Genomic DNA, 17,012 nt, shown 5'->3' on the forward strand with positions numbered 1-17,012 from the left:
CACGCATCCCCGGCGCACACCCCGAAACGGCCCCACCGCGGGCGAGGGCTCGCGATGAGCGTCACGTCGCAGCCGGATGCCGTGGTCGAGGCGCTCCAGGAGGCCGACGACACCACGAAGAGGCGCCGCCGGCCGGGCAGGCCTCGCCGCACGGAGCGCCCGCCCAAGGTGAAGATGCACTACGACAAGCGGGAGTCCCTGGCGGGCTTCCTCTTCATCTCGCCGTGGATCATCGGGTTCCTGGTGTTCACCGCCGGCGCGATGATCTACAGCCTCTACATCTCGTTCAGCAACTACAACCTGGCGACCAACACCGCCCGGCCCGTCGGCGTGACCAACTACGCGGAGCTCTTCGAAGACCCGCGCGTGGGGGTGTCGCTGGCCAACACCCTGTTCTACGTCGTCCTCGCCGTGCCCCTCGAGATCATCTTCGCGCTGATCCTCGCGATGCTCCTCAATCGCGTGGGCCGGGGCGCCGGCGCCTTCCGCACGCTCTACTACCTGCCGAAGATGACCCCCGCGGTGGCCACCGCCGCCGTCTTCTTCCTGCTGCTGAACGGCAACACCGGTGCCATCAACCAGGGTCTGCGCCTCTTCGGCATCGAGGGGCCGCAGTGGCTCGTCGACCCGGCCTGGGTCAAGCCGAGCATCGTCATCATGACGCTGTGGACGGTCGCGGGCACGATGGTGATCTTCCTCGCGGCGCTGAAGAACGTCCCGATCGAGCTCTACGAGGTGGCTTCGCTGGATGGCGCCGGTCCCGTCCGCAAGTTCTTCTCCATCACGCTGCCAATGATCTCCGGCGCCATGTTCTTCAACGTGATCGTGCTGTCGATCGCCGCCTTCCAGGTGTTCGACCAGGCCTACATCCTGTTCTGGCGGGATCAGAGCAACGCCTCGCCCGAGGCATCCCTCTTCTATGCCATCTATCTGTTCCAGCAGGCGTTCCGGCAGTTCAACTTCGGCTTCGCGGCGGCGATGGCCTGGCTGCTGTTCGTCATCATCATGATCATCACGGTCATCCAGGTGAAGTTCGGCAACCGCTTCGTCTACTACGAGGGAGACCGCTGATGTCGGTGTCGCTGCAGACCCCGGGTGTGTCCCGGCCCGTTCCCGAGGTCGCGGCCGCCGCGACGCCGGCTCCGAAGCGGTCGCGCTGGCGCCGCCACCTCGCTCAGCCGAAGAGCCTCGCCGGGCGGGTGGTGCTCACCGCCATCCTGGTCGGGTTCGCCCTGCTGTTCCTGTACCCGTTCGTGTGGCTGCTGGCGGCGAGCCTCAAGCCGCGCGGCGAGGTGTTCGACAACGCGCTCATCCCGAAGACGTTCGTCCCCGAGAACTACATCGAGGTGTGGAATCAGCTCCCGCTCCTCAGCTGGATGTGGAACAGCATCGCGATCGCCGTGCTGGCAGCGGGCACCGTCGCGATCTCGAGCTCGATCGTCGCGTTCGGGTTCGCGTACTTCCGGTTCCCGGGGCGCAACATCCTCTTCGGCCTCGTGCTCGCCACGATGATGCTCCCCGGCGCCGTCACGATGATCCCGATCTACCTGATCTGGAAGGAGACGGGCCTCCTCGGCACGTGGGTGCCGCTGTGGGGTATGAACCTCTTCGGCTCGGCCTTCTACATCTTCCTGCAGCGCCAGTTCTATCTGGGGCTGCCGAAGGAGCTGTTCGAGGCGGCGCGGCTGGACGGCGCGAGCTACTGGGGACTGTTCTGGCGCATCGCCATGCCGCTGTCGATCCCGTCGTTCGTCATCGTCTTCCTCTTCGAGTTCCAGGCGAGCTGGAACAACCTCCAGTCGGCGCTGATCTATCTGAACGCCGGCTCGGTCGACGACTTCACCGCACCGCTGGGCATCGCGTACGCCATGACGAAGTACAGCCCGACCGCCGGCGGTCACGGCGACTACCAGTACGTCATGGTGGCGGCGCTGCTCGTGACACTGCCCATGCTCCTGCTCTTCGCCTTCGGTCAGCGGTACTTCATCGAGGGCGTCGCGACGCAGGGCCGCAAGGGCTGAGACGGATGCCGCCACCCGGCGGTCGTCCACGATCGAAAGGGAGAGAGATGCGCACACGCATGATCGGAATCGCCGCGCTCGCGGCATCCGCGGTCCTGCTGGCGGGCTGCGGCGGCGGTGGGGACGGCGGCGGCGGCGAGGCCGGCGCAGACGCCGACTTCACGGCCGAGCCCGCCGGGACGATGAGCGCCTGGGGCTTCGAGAACGCCGACGACGTCGGCACGTCCCGCATGGACTACGCGGCCGAGCAGCTCAGCGACGTGGACGTCGAGCTGGACGCCACGGCGTTCGACGCGCAGAAGTTCACCACCCGCGTCGCCAGCGGCGACGTGCCCGACGTCGTGCAGATGGACCGCCGGTATGTCACCACGTACGCCGCGCAGGACCTCATCATGCCGCTGGACGCGTGCTTCGAGGCGCAGGACGTCGACCCGCGCGACCATTGGTACCCGTTCGTCGTCGACGACGTCACCTACGAGGACGCGATCTGGGCGGTGCCGCAGTTCTACCAGCCGCCGGCCGTCCTGCTGAACAAGCGCGTCATGAACGAGGCCGGTGTGACGGCGGAGGAGATCGACACCTCGAACATCGACGGCCTCGTGGCGGCGATCGGCAAGATGTACCAGGAGTCGGGCGGCGTCCCCACACGACTCGGTTTCGATCCGGTCGCCACCGGCCAGGGAGGCCTGTGGATCCTCGGCATGGGCGGTCAGCTGACCGACGCCGAGGGCAAGCCGACGCTCGACGACCCGAGCAACATCGCGGGCATCGAGGCGCTGAAGAAGATCACCGACGCGCAGGGCGGCTTCGCGGCGGTGAAGAGCTTCACCGACTCGTTCGACACCTTCGGAGACAACAACCAGTACGTCGCCGACCAGGTCGGCGCGCAGGTCAACGCACAGTGGTACCCGAACGTCCTGTCGCCGTACATGGACCAGATCGAGATCGAGGCCGTGCCGTTCAAGAGCGCCGACGGCGACCCGTTCTCGGTCGCGTCGGGCACCGCGTTCGTCATCCCCGCCGGGGCGGAGAACCCGGCCGCCGCGTGCGCGTGGATGATCGACCTGACGTCGGACGACGCGTGGAACGCCGCCGGCGAGGCGCGCGCCCAGACCCGCGAGGAGGACGGCGGCATCAACACCGGCCTCTTCACCGGCTCGCCCTCGGCCGACGAGGCGATCCGCAGCGAGTGGGTCGTCGAGACCGGCAATGCCGGCTTCGACCAGGTGATCTCGACGTACTACGACGTCGTGGGCTACGGCCAGTCGTTCGGTTCGTCGCCGGCCGGTCAAGACATCCAGAACGAGCTGAACAACGCCATCACGGCGGCGCTGCTCGGCGACAAGACGCCCGAAGAGGCGCTCGCCGACGCGCAGTCTGCGGCGATGCGCGCCTACGAGAACGCGACGGCCGGCTGACCGACGGCATTCGCGGTGGAGAGCGGATGCCGGAGCCCCCGGCATCCGCTCTCCTTTCTTGTGCGACCGACCGCTCCCGCCGGGCGATGCGGGGCGTCGGCGGGGGTGGGTAGCCTGCGATCATGACCACCGATGCGCGTGTGCTCGACTGGCTGCTCGACTCGGACCCCGCCCTGCGCTGGCAGGTGGAACGCGATCTCGCGGGCGAGCCGCCCGAGGTGTGGCAGGCCACGCGGCGGCGGGTGGCGAGCGAGGGCTTCGGGGCGCGGCTGCGGCAGCTGCAGGATGACGACGGGCAGTGGGCCGGCGGCGCGTTCTTCCCCGCGGGCTTCTTCGAGAGCGAGGAGGCGAAAGCACCCGGGCAGCCCTGGACCGCGACGACCTGGGTGCTGAAGGACCTCCGCGAGTGGGGCCTCGACGCCGCGGCGCTGGAGGGCACGGCCGAGAAGCTCGCCGCCAACAGCCGGTGGGAGTACGACGACCTGCCCTACTGGGGCGGCGAGGTCGACGTGTGCATCAACTCGTACACGCTGGCCTCCGGCGCGTGGCTCGGGGCCGACGTCTCGGCACTGGCCGCGTGGTTCCCGGCGCATCGCCTGGCCGACGGCGGCTGGAACTGCGAGGCGGAGGAGGGCGACTCGGTGCGCTCGTCGTTCCACTCGACGCTGAACGCCGTCCGCGGCATTCTCGCCTACGAGCGGATCACGGGCGACGACGGCCTGCGCGATGCGCGCCGCGGCGGCGAGGAGTATCTGCTGTCGCGACAGCTCATGTTCCGGGCGAGCACCGGCGAGGTGGTCGGCGATTTCGTGACGCGCTTCGTCTTCCCCAACCGCCACCGCTACAGCGCGCTCGCGGCACTCGACCACTTCCGCGACGTCGCGCTGCTCGAGGGCTCGCTCCCCGACCCGCGGCTGGCCGCGGCGATCGAGGTGGTCCGCGAGGCGCGGCAGCCCGACGGCACCTGGCTGCAGACCACGCCCCTCGCGGGGCGCACCTGGTTCGACGTCGACGTCCCCGAGGGTCAGCCCTCGCGCTGGCTCACGCTCATCGGCACCCGCGTGCTGGATTGGTGGGATGCCGCGACCTGACGCGGCGGTCCACGGCATCGGTGCGACGGCCCGCGCAGGCGGGTGGACGGAGGGCCGCCGGACCGGGCTGCGGCAGACTGAGAGGCGTGTCTGACTTCCTCGAGACGACCGCCGGCAAGGTCGTCGCCGCACTGGTGCTCGCCGGCTCTCTCGCACTCGCGGGATTCGCCGGGGGCGCGGCCCTCGCGATGTTCGGCAACGTCGACCCCTCGCCCTTCCTCGTGATCGTGGCGACGGCCGGGCTCGCCGTGGTGGTGCTGCTGGTCGCGCTGGCGGCCCTCAACGTCGCCGTGGGGCTCATGAAGCGGTTCGCCGACGACCTGCAGCGACGCCTCGACCGGCCCGCCGGCACGACGGGGTCGTCGTGGACCGCGTACCTCGGACCCGTCGTCGGCGTCCTGGTGGGCATCGGGACCACCGCGCTCGGCGGGTCGTGGCTGCTGGCTCTTCTGTTCGCCCTCGTCGCCGCCCTGGTCTCCGCATTCGCAGGCAGTCTGGTCGAGCGGCGCACCTGGCTCGGACTCCTGCTCTACCTCGTGCTCCTGGTAGCCGCAGGCTTCGCCGTCGCGTTCACGACGACGCGCGCCGAGTTCGACTCCTGGGTCGCAGCGGTCGGCCCGCTCGACATCGTGATCCTGGCGCTCTGCGTCCTGGTGGCGATCACGCCCCTGGTCGCCGGCCTCTACGTCAAGATCCGAAGGAAGCGGCGTCGGGTCTGAGCAGCCGGCTGGGGCCGGACGACCTCGCCGGTCTCGGCATCTTCCCAGGTCACAAATCGATACCACCGGGCCCCGGTCGTGCCGACGGGTCGCACACTGGATCCATGTGGTGGAAGTTCTTCCGGGCGATCAAGAGCCGCGAACACCGCGTCGCACCGACGACGTGGGCCGCCGCTATCGCCGCTGTCGTCTACACGTTCGCGCCGATCGACCTCATCCCCGAACTCGTGCTCGGCCCCCTGGGCTTCGGCGATGACCTCGGGGTCTGGAGCATCCTGGCCCTGCTCGTGGTGCGGGAGCAGCACCGCTGGCAGGCCTCGCTGCGATCGGCCTAGCGATGGCGGCCACCGGCGGGCGGGCCGAACACCCGGACCACGTCCCCGGCCCGGGCGAGCCGAGCATCCCCGAACTCGAGGAGGACGAGACCGTCGCCCCGCGCCCGGAGGAGGAGATCGCCGACCTCCTCCGAGCCGAGCCCGACGTGGAGGACCACCGCCGCCCGCGCGGATGACGCGAGAGCACGAGCGGCTGACGCGAGAGCACGAGCGGGTGACGCGAGAGCACGAGCGGCGGCGTTCACTCCCCAGCGCTCAGCGCTCGAGGACGGCGAGTTCCCGCGTGGCGCGGGTCATCGCGACGTAGCGGTCGACGGCGCCTTCGATCCCGTCGCCGAACCCGGAGGGCTCGATGAGCACCACCAGGTCGAACTCGAGGCCCTTCGACAGTTCCGGCGTCAGTGACCGCACACGCTCTCCCGATGCGAACCCCGGGTCGCCGATCACGCACGCCGTGCCCTCGGCATGCGCCGACAGCCAGTCCTCGAGGATCGCATCGCGCTCGCTGACGGCGGCGTGACGGACAGGGATCCCGCTCGACCGGATCGACGTCGGCACGTTCGCATCGGGGATCGCGGCGCGGATGACCGGCTCGGCCTCGGTCATCACCTCGCTCGGTGTGCGGTAGTTCACGGTGAGGGTGGCAAGAGCCGCCTCCGCGAGCCCGACGCGCGCGAGGCGCTCCTGCCACGACTCGGCGAACCCGTGCCGGGCCTGCGCCCGGTCGCCGACCACCGTGAAGCTGCGCGACGGACACCTGGCCAGCAGCATCCGCCATTCCGCGTCGGTGAGCTCCTGCGCCTCGTCGACGATGATGTGCGCGAACGGGCCCGCGAGCAGGTCGGGGTCGACCGCGGGCAGCACCGCCTCGTCCACGAGGCTGTTGCGCAGGTCGTCGCCGTCGAGCCATTGCAGCATCTCGTCGCCCGCCTCCTTGAGCCGCTCGACCACCTGCCCCATGTACTCGCGCTCCGCCGCGAGCGTCGCCTCGCGCTCACGGCGCCGGCGCGATGCCGCCGGGTCGCCCAGTCGCCGGCGCGCGGCATCCAGGAGGGGGAGGTCCGCCGTCGTCCAGGCCGATCCCGCCGGTCGCTGCAGCGTCTCCACTTCGGCGGGCGTGAGCCAGGGCGCGCAGCGGCGCAGGTACGCCGGGACGGTCCACAGGTCCGCGACGAGGACGGATGCCTCGACCAGCGGCCATGCGCGACCGAAGACGCGCGTGAGCTCCTCGTGGCGCGCGAGCGCGCGCCGCAGCTGGTGCAGAGGCACGTCCTCGCCGTCGACCTGGTCCAGGAGGATCCCGAGGACCGTCTCCCAGACCTGGTCGCGCGCCTCGTTGTGCGGCGTTCCCGGCTCCGCGGACGCGAAGGCCTCGGCCCAGTCGTCGGGACGCAGGTGCAGCTCGGCCCACGGGGTCTCGACGACGAGCCCCGCGGTCGGCGGCTCCTCGTAGAGGCGGACCGCCGGCTCGATGGCATCCACCAGGCGCCGGTCGGCCTTGAGCCGCGCGGCCAGGGGGTCCGGCTCGGTGACGGCCGTGCGTCCCTCGGCGACGAGCTGGCGCAGTGTGCACGTCTGCACGCTCTCCTCGCCGAGGCTCGGCAGCACGTCCTCCACGTAGGACAGGTACGCCGGGCTCGGACCGACGAACAGCATGCCGCCGCGGCCTTCCCCCACGTGCGGATCGGCGTACGCGAGGTAGGCGGCACGATGCAGGGCGACCACGGTCTTGCCGGTGCCCGGACCTCCGTCGACGACGAGGGCCCCGCGGGCGCCGGCGCGGATGATCGCGTCCTGGTCGGCCTGGATCGTGCCGAGCACGTCGCGCATGCGCGGCGAACGGCTGGCGCCGAGGCTGGCGATGAACGCCGACTGGTCATCGAGGGCCGCCCCGTTCTCCAGCCCTTCGAGGGTGAAGACCTCGTCCCAATAGTCCGAGACCCCGCCCCCGGTCCACCGGTAGCGGCGGCGGCTCGCAAGGCCCATCGGCCGGGCATGGGTCGCGGCGAAGAACGGCTCCGCCGCCGGCGTCCGCCAGTCGACGAGCAGCCGGCGCCCGTCGGGGGCGGTCAGACCGAAGCGGCCGATGTAGACCGTGCCGCTTCCGTCCGTGGGCACCATTCGCCCGAGGCACGCGTCGATGGAGAACCGGCGGAGGGCACGGAGTCTCGCGGACAGGCGATGGACCTCGAGGTCCCGGTCGAGGGCGGCCTGCCCGCGCGAGCCGGGGTGCCGGCGGATCTCGTCGAGGCGGATCTCGAGCTCGGCGGTGGACTGGGCGAGGCTCGCAGAGATGGCGGCGAAGTGCGCCTCATCCGCGGCGATCAGGTCGGGCTGCGCCTTGGACTTGAGGCGGTCGGGCAAGCGGAAAGCGCTGGTCTCGAGGGGTTTCACGGCATCGGCTCCTGGTCGCTGTCGCGACGGAGAGCCGTCGCGGCCGACAAGTATGCGCCGTGAGGGGGGCCTTGCCGCAAGACCCCCCTCCCCGGGTATCCTGGAAGAGGCAGGAGGGGTGGGCCGGAGGCCGACGCAGAGGCGCGTTCGCGGACACCGGGCGACGCGCCGTCGAACCCCTGCTGTTTGTGGTGCGCTTCCTCGCGGCCCTAGTATTCCGATCGTGGCGGAGATGCTCCGCGAGTCGGTCCAGGGGGGACCCGACTTGCAGTCCGTGCTGTTGAGCAGCAAGATCCAGACCCCTCCGTTGCGCAAGGGCGCCGTCAGCAGGCGCGCGCTCATCGATCGCGCGCGTGAGAGCGGTGCGCGCGTCGTCTCGGTCACCGCCCCCGCCGGCTACGGCAAATCGACGCTGCTGACCGAGTGGGCCGCCACCGACAGCCGCAACGTCGCGTGGGTGTCGCTCGACCGTTCCGACATCGACCCGGCGTCGCTGCTCTCGGTCATCGCCGCCGCAGCGGTCGCCCTCTCGCCGGCGGCCGCGGAGGTGGTCGCCGACATGCGCGGCATCGGCGCGGCGGCGCTCGGACGCTCGGCGCCGCTTCTGGCCGGTGCACTCGCCGCCGCCCCCGACAGCTTCGTCCTGTTCGTGGACGACCTCCACTGGGCCGACTCGCCGGACTGCCAGGACGCGCTGGAGGTGCTGTTCTCGCGCCTTCCCGAGGGCTCGCAGATCGTCCTCGCCAGCCGCCGCGAGCCGCCGCTCATCGGGCGCCTCCGCGCCGCCGGGGACGCGTGGGAGATCGCGATGGCCGACCTGCTGCTCGGCCACGCCGACGCGCGCGTCATCTTCCACGAGGCCGGCGCCGATGACGTCGACGACGCCGACCTGCACTCGATCGTCGAGCGGTGCGAAGGATGGCCGACAGGGCTGTTCCTGTGCGCGCTGGTCGCCCGATCGGGTGGGGACGCGGCATCCGTCACCGGCGACGACCGGTATCTCGCCGACTATCTGTACCGGGAGTGCGTGGCACGCCTTCCGGAAGACATGCAGAGCTTCCTGCGCCGGAGCGCCGTGCTCGACCAGCTGTCGGCCGCCTCGTGCAATGCCGTGCTCGGCATCGAGGACGCACGCGCCCGCCTGCACGAGCTCGAAGCGGCGAACCTCTTCCTCGTCGCGATGGACCGGCGCCGCGGCTGGTTCCGCTTCCATTCGCTGTTCCGCGAGTTCCTGCTCGTCGAGCTCGAGCGCGCCGACGGTGCGGCGGTGGTGACCGACCTGCATCGCCGGGCGGCCGCCTGGCACCAGGAGCACGGAGCGTCCGCGCAAGCCGTCGAGCACCTGCTCTGGGCCGGCGAGACGGAGCGGGCGGCCGACCGGATCGCCGAGCTCGGGCTGCCGATGTATCAGCGCGGCGAGGTGTCGACCGTCAAGCGCTGGTTGTCCGAGCTCGGCGACGACCTCGTCCGCAGCTACCCGCCGCTGGTGGTCTCGATGGCGTGGACCGCGATCCTCCTCGGCGATGTCGCGGCCGGCGAGCGCTGGTCGCGGATCCTCGGGGCCGTCGATCTCGAGACCATCCCCGAAGACAGCAGAACCGAGTTCGAGTCGGCCCGTGCCATGGTGCGCTCCGCGATGGGGGAGCGCGGTGTCGACCGGATCGTGGCCGACGCGGCCTACGCCATGAAGCACGAACCGGTGACGAGCCCCTGGCGCGACCAGGCCGTGCATCTGTGGGCGACGGCATGCCTGCTGACCGATGACCTCCCGGCGGCGAAGTCGGCCTTCGAAGAGGCGATCGACCTCGCCACGATGATGGGCAACACCGACACCGTCATCCTCAGCGAGCCCGAGCTGGCGATGTTCGCCATCGACGCCGGCCGCTGGGACGCCGCAGCCCGGCACGCCGACCGCGGCGTGGCGGCGATCGACGACAGTCACATGGACGGCTACCCCACCACGGCGCTCGCGCTCGCGGTGGCCGCGCGCGTCGCCGTGCGCGACGGCGACCGCGAGCAGGGCAAGCGCCTGCTCGCCCGGGGCATGCGCGCGCGCATCGGCTGCACGCATCTGCTGCCGGTCCACTCCATCCGCTCGCGCATCCAGCTGGCGAAGGCGCACGTGGCGCTGGGGGATCGCTCGGCGGCCTGGCACCTGGTGCGCGAGATCGACGAGCTCCTGCGCAAGCGGCCCGACGTCGGGGCGCTGTCCTCCCAGGTCGAGGCGCTGCGTGCCGGGCTGGCGGCCGAACCCGCTGCCGGCGGGTCGGTGCCCCTGACCCCTGCCGAGCTGCGTCTGCTGCCCTACCTCCAGACGCACCTGACGATCGCCGAGATCGGGCAGCGGCTGTTCATCTCACGCAACACCGTCAGCTCGGAGGTCGGGTCGATCTACCGCAAGCTCGCCGTCACGACCCGCGGCGCCGCCGTCGAGCGCGCGAGCGCGCTGGGGCTGCTCGGCGGCTGAGCGACGGGGCGCGGCCGGTCGCGCCTCAGAGGTCGGATTCGGGCACGATGTCGTCGGCGTAGCCGAGGGCCGACGCGATCCGCGGGGCCGCGGCCACTGCCCGTGGCAGGCCCACCACGCTGACCATGCCGTCGAGGACCGCCAGGATCTCGCGCAACGAGACGCCCGCCGCGACCGCCTCGTCGAGGGCGGACCGCATCGAGGCGGCGGGCGCCGAGACGGCGATGAGCGCGCCGATTCTCACCAGCGCCGCCGTCCGGGGATCGAGGACCTCGGCCCACTGATCGCCGGTCCCGTCGACGAGCGCCGGGTGATCGACGCAGAACCGCCGCAATCGCTCGACATCGTCCACCGCCCCACCTCCATTCCGCACTCCGCGCACCATGTACACAGTGCACAATGTCGCGTCCTCACTCGCACCATGCAGATCGCGTGATCCCGCCGGCGGGGCTTCACACGATTCGAGTGATGCGGCCGACATCGCGCCGCCGATACCGTCGCGGTGGGGCTGCCGGTCGGCTGTCCTGTGAACGCTGCTCGGAAAGGGACCGGCAATGGGCTTCTTCGACTTCCTGCTGTGGATGCTGTGGATCTACCTCGTGATCGTCTGCATCTGGATCTTCATCTGGATCTTCATCGACATCTTCCGCGACCACACGCTGAACGGCTGGGCCAAGGCGGGATGGGTCATCTTCCTCATCGTGCTGCCGTTCCTCGGCGCGATCATCTACCTCATCGCGCGCGGCGGCTCGATGGCCAAGCGCCAGGCCGCTGAGGCGCAGGCCGCTGCGCAGGCGAACGCCGACTACATCCGCAGCGTCGCCGGCGACGGCTCGTCGTCCCCGGCCGCAGAGATCGAGCGCGCCCAGGGCCTCCTCGCCTCGGGTGCGATCTCGCAGTCGGAGTTCGACGCACTGAAGGCCAAGGCGGTCGCCTGAGCGCGGGGCGGGAGCGGGGTACGCGACCGAGCCGCTGGGCTGACTTCGATCCGGTGAACTGACGACGAAGGACGAGACATGACAGACGACACCCGAAACAAGATCGTGGGCGCTGCGCTGCCCCCGGCACGGACCCTCCCGTTCCCGCCCAAGCCCTCGGGCAGCATCGCCGGGCGGACGCTGGGCGAGTCCACGTACTCGCCGCTTCCGCCGGAGCGGCGCCTGAACGAGGGCGCTCCCAACATCCTCGTCATCCTCATCGATGACGCGGGACCGGCATTGCCCGCACCGCTCGGTGGCGCGGTGAACACGCCCACGCTCGACCGCATCCGCGGCGAGGGCATCGGCTTCAACCGCTTCCACACCACGTCGATGTGCTCGCCGACCCGCGGCTCGCTGCTGACAGGGCGCAACCACCACCGCATCGGTCAGGGGCAGATCGCCGAGCTCGCCAACGACTGGGACGGCTACTCCGGCCACATCCCCAAGTCGAGCGCCACGATCGCCGAGGTGCTGCGCAACTACGGCTATTCGACCGCAGCCTGGGGCAAATGGCACAACACGCCCGCCGAAGAGACCACCAAGGCGGGGCCCTACGACAACTGGCCGACCGGCAACGGCTTCGAGTACTTCTACGGCTTCCTCGCCGGCGAGGCATCGCAGTACGAGCCGAACCTGGTGCGCAACACGACTTCGGTCCTGCCGCCCAAGTCGCCCGAAGAGGGCTACCACCTCAGCGAGGACATCGCCGACGACGCGATCGGATGGCTGCGCGACCACAAGGCGCTCGCGCCCGACAAGCCGTTCTTCGCGTACTGGGCGACGGGAGCCATCCACGGGCCGCACCACATCATGAAGGAGTGGTCCGACAAGTACAAGGGCGCCTTCGACGACGGCTGGGACGTCTACCGCGAGCGTGCGCTCGAGGGGGCCAAGGCCGCCGGCTGGGTGCCGCAGGACGCCGAGCTCACGCCGCGGCCCGAGAGCCTGCAGGGCTGGGACGACATCCCCGACCACCAGAAGCCCTTCCAGGCACGGCTCATGGAGGTGTGCGCCGGGTTCGGCGAGCACGCCGACGTGCAGGCCGGCCGGGTCGTCGACGCGCTCGAAGAGCTCGGGTATGCCGACAACACGATCGTCTTCTACATCTGGGGCGACAACGGCTCGTCGGGCGAGGGGCAGAACGGCACGATCAGCGAGCTGCTCGCGCAGAACATGATCCCGACGACCATCGACCAGCACATCGCCGCGCTCGACGAGCTCGGCGGGCTCGATGCGCTCGGCACCCCGGCGACCGACAACCAGTACCACGCCGCGTGGGCCTGGGCGGGATCGTCGCCGTACCAGGGCATGAAGCTCATGGCCTCGCACCTGGGTGGGACGCGCAACCCGATGTTCGTCCGGTGGCCCGGGCATGTCGAGCACGACCCGGTGCCCCGTACGCAGTTCCACCACGTGATCGACCTGGCGCCGACTCTCTACGAGATCCTCGGCATCTCGCACCCTGAGACGGTGAACGGCATCCACCAGGACCCGATCGACGGCACGAGCTTCGCCTACGCGATCGAGGATGCCGCGGCGGCCGGCCGGCACCGCACGCAGTACTTCGAGGTGATGGCCAGCCGCTCGATCTATGCCGACGGCTGGATGGCATCGACCCCCGGGCCCCGCTTGCCCTGGGTGCCCGGAGCGCCTCCCGGCATCGCGACGTGGACGCCCGATGCCGACAAGTGGGAGCTGTACAACCTCGAAGAGGACTGGAGCCAGGCCCACGATCTCGCTGCCGAGAACCCCGAGAAGCTCGCCGAGCTGAAGGAGGTCTTCGCGATCGAGGCGGCCAAGAACAAGGTGTTGCCGGTGGGCGGCGGCCTGTGGGTGCCGATCTACCACCCCGAGGAGCGCATCTCGGTGCCGTACACGCAGTGGGAGATGGACGGCAACACCGTCCGCGTGCCCGAGTTCTGCGCTCCGGCGCTCGGCAACAAGCCCAACGTGGTGACCATCGAGGCGACGATCCCCGAGAAGGCCAACGGCGTGCTGTACAAGCTCGGCGGCGCCGGCGGCGGCCTCACCGCCTTCTTCGCCGACGGCGTGCTGAACTACGAGTACAACCTCTTCCTCGTGCAGCGCACCAAGATCGCCTCCGCGGCGGCGATCCCGGCGGGCAAGATCACCATCGAGATCGAGACGCACTACGTCGAACCGCGGCCGGCCGGGCCGCTCAACGTCACGCTGCGCGTGAACGGCGACGAGGTGGGCTCGGGCGTGGTGCCCGTCAGCGCGCCCCTGCTGTTCTCGGCGAACGACTGCCTCGACATCGGCCGCGCCTATGGCGGTGCCGTGTCGCGGGCGTACTTCGACAAGATGCCGTTCGCCTTCGACGGCGACATCTCGCGCGTCCACATCGCGTACCAGGTGCCGCAGAAGGCGTGACCCCTTCGACGCAGCCCCCGGCCGGCAGGCCGGGGGCTGCGTCGCGCGCGGCGGGCGGCGGTCAAGCCCTCACACACGGACGCGGACCCGAGCGGCCTGCTTCTGCCGTACTCCACAATTCCGGTGGCCGTCTGCCGGGTTTGCTGCAGATCGGGCCGGTCCTCGCCCCGATCTGTGGAGTTCGGCAGGCCGCTAGCTCCGCCCGGCGGCGCCCGGCGGCCGGCGGCGGTCAAGCCCTCCCAGCCGGACCCGGACCCGAGCGGCCTGCTTCTGCCGTACTCCACAATTCCGGTAGCCGTCTGCCGGGTTTGCCGCAGATCGGGCGGGTCCTCGCCCTGATCTGTGGAGTTCTGCAGGCCGCTAGCTCCGCCCGGCGGCGCCCGGCGACCGGCGGCGGTCAAGCCCTCCCAGCCGGACCCGGACCCGAGCGGCCTGCTTCTACCGTACTCCACAATTCCGGTGGCCGTCTGCCGGGTTTGCTGCAGATCGGGCCGGTCCTCGCCCCGATCTGTGGAGTTCTGCAGGCCGCTAGCTCCGCGCCCGGCGGCGGGCGGCGGTCGAGCCCTCCCAGCCGGACGCGGTATTTTCGACGAGGTTCATTTTCACCGCGTGCAGGACGGGAGACGACGACGATGCCGGACCGCCGCCCTGATCACGCGCGCACGCCCGCCGGCCCGTCGGGAGACATCCCGGCGGGGATTCCCGGCCCCGTCGCGATCGTCGGCGCGGGTCGCATGGGCCGGGCCATGGCCGCGGCGCTCTCCGCGGCGGGCGTGCACGTCGACGGACCGCTCGGCCGCGGTGCGACAGCCGCCGGTGCCGGCGTGGTGCTGCTGGCGGTTCCGGATGCCGAGATCGCGACCGCCGCCCGCGCCCTCTCGGCCGGGGCGCTGGTGGGCCATCTCTCCGGTGCGACGACCCTCGAGCCGCTCGCACCGCACGAGGCCTTCGGCATCCACCCGCTCACGACCGTCGTCGGCGACACCTCGTTCGCGGGTGTGCCGGCGGCTGTGGCGGGCGCCACGCCGCGCGCGCTCGCCGTCGCCCAGGCGCTCGCGGGCGCGCTCGGCATGGAACCGTTCGAGGTGGCCGACGCCGACCGGCCCGCGTATCACGCCGCCGCATCGATCGCGTCGAACTTCCTCGTGACGCTGGAGGCCTTCGCCGCGGAGCTGGGCGCCACCGCGGGCGTCCCGCCCCACGCGTTCGCGCCGCTCGTGCGCGCGACCGCCGAGAACTGGGAGCGCCACGGCGCCGCCGCGCTCACCGGTCCGATCGCCCGCGGCGACGAGGTCACCGTGACCCGGCAGCGAGCGGCGGTGGCCGAGCGCCTGCCGGGTCGGCTTGAACTCTTCGACGCTCTCGTGACGGCGACCCGCGACCTCGCGGCCTCGACGCGCTCGGAGGCGGCGTCGTGATCGTCGTCCGGACGGTCGGCGACCTGCGCGACGCCCTGCGCGACCGCCGCGCCGGCCGCATCGGACTGGTCCCCACCATGGGTGCGCTCCACGAGGGTCACACCACCCTGCTGCGCGCCGCGCGTGCCGCCGACGACACCGTGGTCGCCTCGATCTTCATCAACCCGGCCCAGTTCACCGAGCAGGCCGACCTCGCCGCCTACCCGCGCACTGAGGCCGCCGACCTGGCGCTCGCCGAGCAGGAGGGCGTCGACATCGTGTTCGCCCCCGACGCCGCCGAGGTGTACCCGGCCGGCTTCGCGACGACCGTCAGCGTCACCGGGCCGGTCGCTGAGACGCTCGAGGGCGCCGAGCGCGGTCGCGCGCACTTCGACGGCGTCGCGACCGTGGTCACCAAGCTCCTCCTGGCAGCCCTCCCGGACGCCGCCTACTTCGGCGCGAAGGACGCGCAGCAGGTCGCGGTGATCCGGCGGCTCGTCGCCGACCTCGGCATTCCGGTGGCGCTCGTGGTGTGCCCCACCTCGCGCGACGCCGACGGGCTGGCCCGTTCCAGCCGCAACACGCGGCTCTCGCCCGGCGAGCGCACGCGCGCGCTGGCGATCCCCCGTGCCCTGCAGGCGGTGACGGATGCCGCAGCCGCCGGCATCTCGGATCCCCAGGCGCTGCGCGCCCGAGCGGACGCCGTGCTCGAGGCATCCGGCATCCGTCCCGAGTACGTGGCGTTCGTCGACCCCGAGACGTTCGCGCCCGTCGGCGTCGTCGACCGGCCGGTGCTCGTGGCGATCGCGGCGCGCGTGGGAAGCACGCGACTCATCGACAACACCGTCGTCGCGACCGCGCAGGGTCGCGCCGACACCCAGGCAGGAGGCGGATGATGCCCGCGAAGGTGACGCTGCAGCGGCTGGCCGAGATGAAGGCGGCCCGCGAGCCCATCGTCATGGTGACGGCGTACGACTACCCGACCGCCCGGACGGCCGAGCAGGCCGGTGTCGACATGGTGCTCGTCGGCGACTCGGGCGCCCAGGTGGTGCTCGGCCACGACTCGACCGTCGCGGTGACCGTCGACGAGATGCTGGTGCTGTCGGGAGCGGTGCGCCGCGGCGTGCGCACGGCGTTCTTGGTGTGCGACCTGCCGTTCGGGTCGACGGAGGTCTCGGACGAGCAGGCCGTGGCCACCGCGGTGCGGTTCGTCAAAGAGGCGGGGGCCGACGCGGTGAAGCTCGAAGGCGGTGGCGAGGCGCGGCTCAGCCGCATCCGGGCGATCGCCGAGGCCGGCATTCCCGTCGTCGCGCATGTCGGGCTGACGCCGCAGACGGCGGTCGCCCTCGGCGGGCTCCGCGCTCAGGGGCGCACCGCCGAGTCGGCGGCCCGGCTCGTGCGCGAGGCGCTCGCCGTGCAGGACGCCGGCGCGAGCGTGCTCGTCATCGAGGCGGTGCCCGCCGACGTCGCCGCCGTGGTGCTGCCGGCGCTCGACATCCCGGTGATCGGCATCGGCGCGGGTTCTGCCGACGGCCAGGTGCTCGTGATCCACGACCTGCTGGGCATCACCGAAGGCCGGACGGCGGCATTCGTGAAGCGCTACGCGACCATCGGCGCCGACATGGTCACGGGTGTCGCCGCATACGCGAGCGAGGTGCGCGGCGGGGTCTTCCCCGGCGCCGAGCACGGGTACGCGGCGACCGACGAGGCGGTCGAGGCCGCGCGCGCCGAGCTGGAGCAGCTCCGCGCCCGCTGAGCCGTGCCGTCCCGCCCGGCGGAACGGGGCGTCGTCGGATCGC

15 protein-coding genes are annotated in these 17,012 nt (G+C 71.3%); 13 read left to right on the forward strand and 2 right to left on the reverse strand.

All coding sequences use genetic code 11. The features are described from left to right. Positions 1–54: 54 nt before the first annotated feature. From R8Z57_RS13015 to R8Z57_RS13045, 7 genes are all read left to right on the forward strand, one after another. Complete coding sequence (locus tag R8Z57_RS13015; RefSeq protein ID WP_378723049.1) at positions 55–1,071, forward strand: carbohydrate ABC transporter permease; 1,017 nt, start codon at positions 55–57, stop codon at positions 1,069–1,071. Next, the gene (locus R8Z57_RS13020; RefSeq protein ID WP_318354214.1) at positions 1,071–2,021 is read left to right on the forward strand and encodes a carbohydrate ABC transporter permease; all 951 of its coding nucleotides are present in this window, start codon (positions 1,071–1,073) and stop codon (positions 2,019–2,021) included. The genes R8Z57_RS13015 and R8Z57_RS13020 overlap by 1 nt, the downstream gene beginning before the upstream one ends. A 47-nt stretch (positions 2,022–2,068) precedes the next feature. Further along, positions 2,069–3,439 (forward strand): extracellular solute-binding protein, encoded by a 1,371-nt coding sequence (locus tag R8Z57_RS13025; protein WP_318354215.1) that lies wholly within the window; start codon positions 2,069–2,071, stop codon positions 3,437–3,439. Positions 3,440–3,561: 122 nt separating this feature from the next. Beyond that, a complete protein-coding gene (locus tag R8Z57_RS13030; protein ID WP_318354216.1) occupies positions 3,562–4,530 on the forward strand; it encodes a squalene cyclase in 969 nt (322 codons plus the stop codon). Positions 4,531–4,616: 86 nt separating this feature from the next. Continuing rightward, a complete protein-coding gene (locus R8Z57_RS13035; protein WP_318354217.1) occupies positions 4,617–5,249 on the forward strand; it encodes a hypothetical protein in 633 nt (210 codons plus the stop codon). A gap of 104 nt (positions 5,250–5,353) precedes the next feature. Next, positions 5,354–5,584 (forward strand): YkvA family protein, encoded by a 231-nt coding sequence (locus tag R8Z57_RS13040; protein WP_318354218.1) that lies wholly within the window; start codon positions 5,354–5,356, stop codon positions 5,582–5,584. 2 nt (positions 5,585–5,586) lie between these two features. Beyond that, on the forward strand, positions 5,587–5,760 hold the full coding sequence (locus R8Z57_RS13045; RefSeq protein ID WP_318354219.1) for a hypothetical protein: 174 nt from the start codon (positions 5,587–5,589) through the stop codon (positions 5,758–5,760). A gap of 79 nt (positions 5,761–5,839) precedes the next feature. Here the strand turns inward: R8Z57_RS13045 and helR are convergent, their stop codons facing one another. After that, complete coding sequence (gene helR, locus R8Z57_RS13050; RefSeq protein WP_318354220.1) at positions 5,840–7,978, reverse strand: RNA polymerase recycling motor ATPase HelR; 2,139 nt, start codon at positions 7,976–7,978, stop codon at positions 5,840–5,842. 232 nt (positions 7,979–8,210) lie between these two features. Between helR and R8Z57_RS13055 the strand changes: the two genes are divergently transcribed. Beyond that, positions 8,211–10,445 (forward strand): AAA family ATPase, encoded by a 2,235-nt coding sequence (locus R8Z57_RS13055; protein WP_318354495.1) that lies wholly within the window; start codon positions 8,211–8,213, stop codon positions 10,443–10,445. A 25-nt stretch (positions 10,446–10,470) separates the two neighbouring features. Here the strand turns inward: R8Z57_RS13055 and R8Z57_RS13060 are convergent, their stop codons facing one another. Continuing rightward, a complete protein-coding gene (locus R8Z57_RS13060) occupies positions 10,471–10,797 on the reverse strand; it encodes a carboxymuconolactone decarboxylase family protein (RefSeq protein ID WP_318354221.1) in 327 nt (108 codons plus the stop codon). A 202-nt stretch (positions 10,798–10,999) separates the two neighbouring features. On the opposite strand from R8Z57_RS13060, the gene R8Z57_RS13065 reads away from it, so the two are divergent. The 5 genes from R8Z57_RS13065 (at position 11,000) to panB (ending at position 16,969) form a co-directional block, all read left to right on the forward strand. Next, a complete protein-coding gene (locus R8Z57_RS13065; protein ID WP_318354222.1) occupies positions 11,000–11,383 on the forward strand; it encodes an SHOCT domain-containing protein in 384 nt (127 codons plus the stop codon). 78 nt (positions 11,384–11,461) lie between these two features. Next, entirely contained in the window at positions 11,462–13,816 is a 2,355-nt protein-coding gene (locus tag R8Z57_RS13070; RefSeq protein WP_318354223.1) for an arylsulfatase, read from the forward strand. Positions 13,817–14,448: 632 nt separating this feature from the next. Then, complete coding sequence (locus tag R8Z57_RS13075; protein ID WP_318354224.1) at positions 14,449–15,234, forward strand: DUF2520 domain-containing protein; 786 nt, start codon at positions 14,449–14,451, stop codon at positions 15,232–15,234. Next, positions 15,231–16,109: a pantoate--beta-alanine ligase gene (panC, locus tag R8Z57_RS13080; RefSeq protein WP_318354225.1), complete on the forward strand. Its 879-nt coding sequence runs from the start codon at positions 15,231–15,233 to the stop codon at positions 16,107–16,109. Before R8Z57_RS13075 ends, panC begins: the two co-directional genes overlap by 4 nt. Further along, a complete protein-coding gene (gene panB, locus R8Z57_RS13085) occupies positions 16,109–16,969 on the forward strand; it encodes a 3-methyl-2-oxobutanoate hydroxymethyltransferase (RefSeq protein ID WP_318354226.1) in 861 nt (286 codons plus the stop codon). The genes panC and panB overlap by 1 nt, the downstream gene beginning before the upstream one ends. Positions 16,970–17,012: the final 43 nt, after the last annotated feature.

The sequence above is a fragment of the Microbacterium sp. M3 genome, from assembly GCF_033548675.1.
GTDB lineage: Bacteria > Actinomycetota > Actinomycetes > Actinomycetales > Microbacteriaceae > Microbacterium > Microbacterium arthrosphaerae.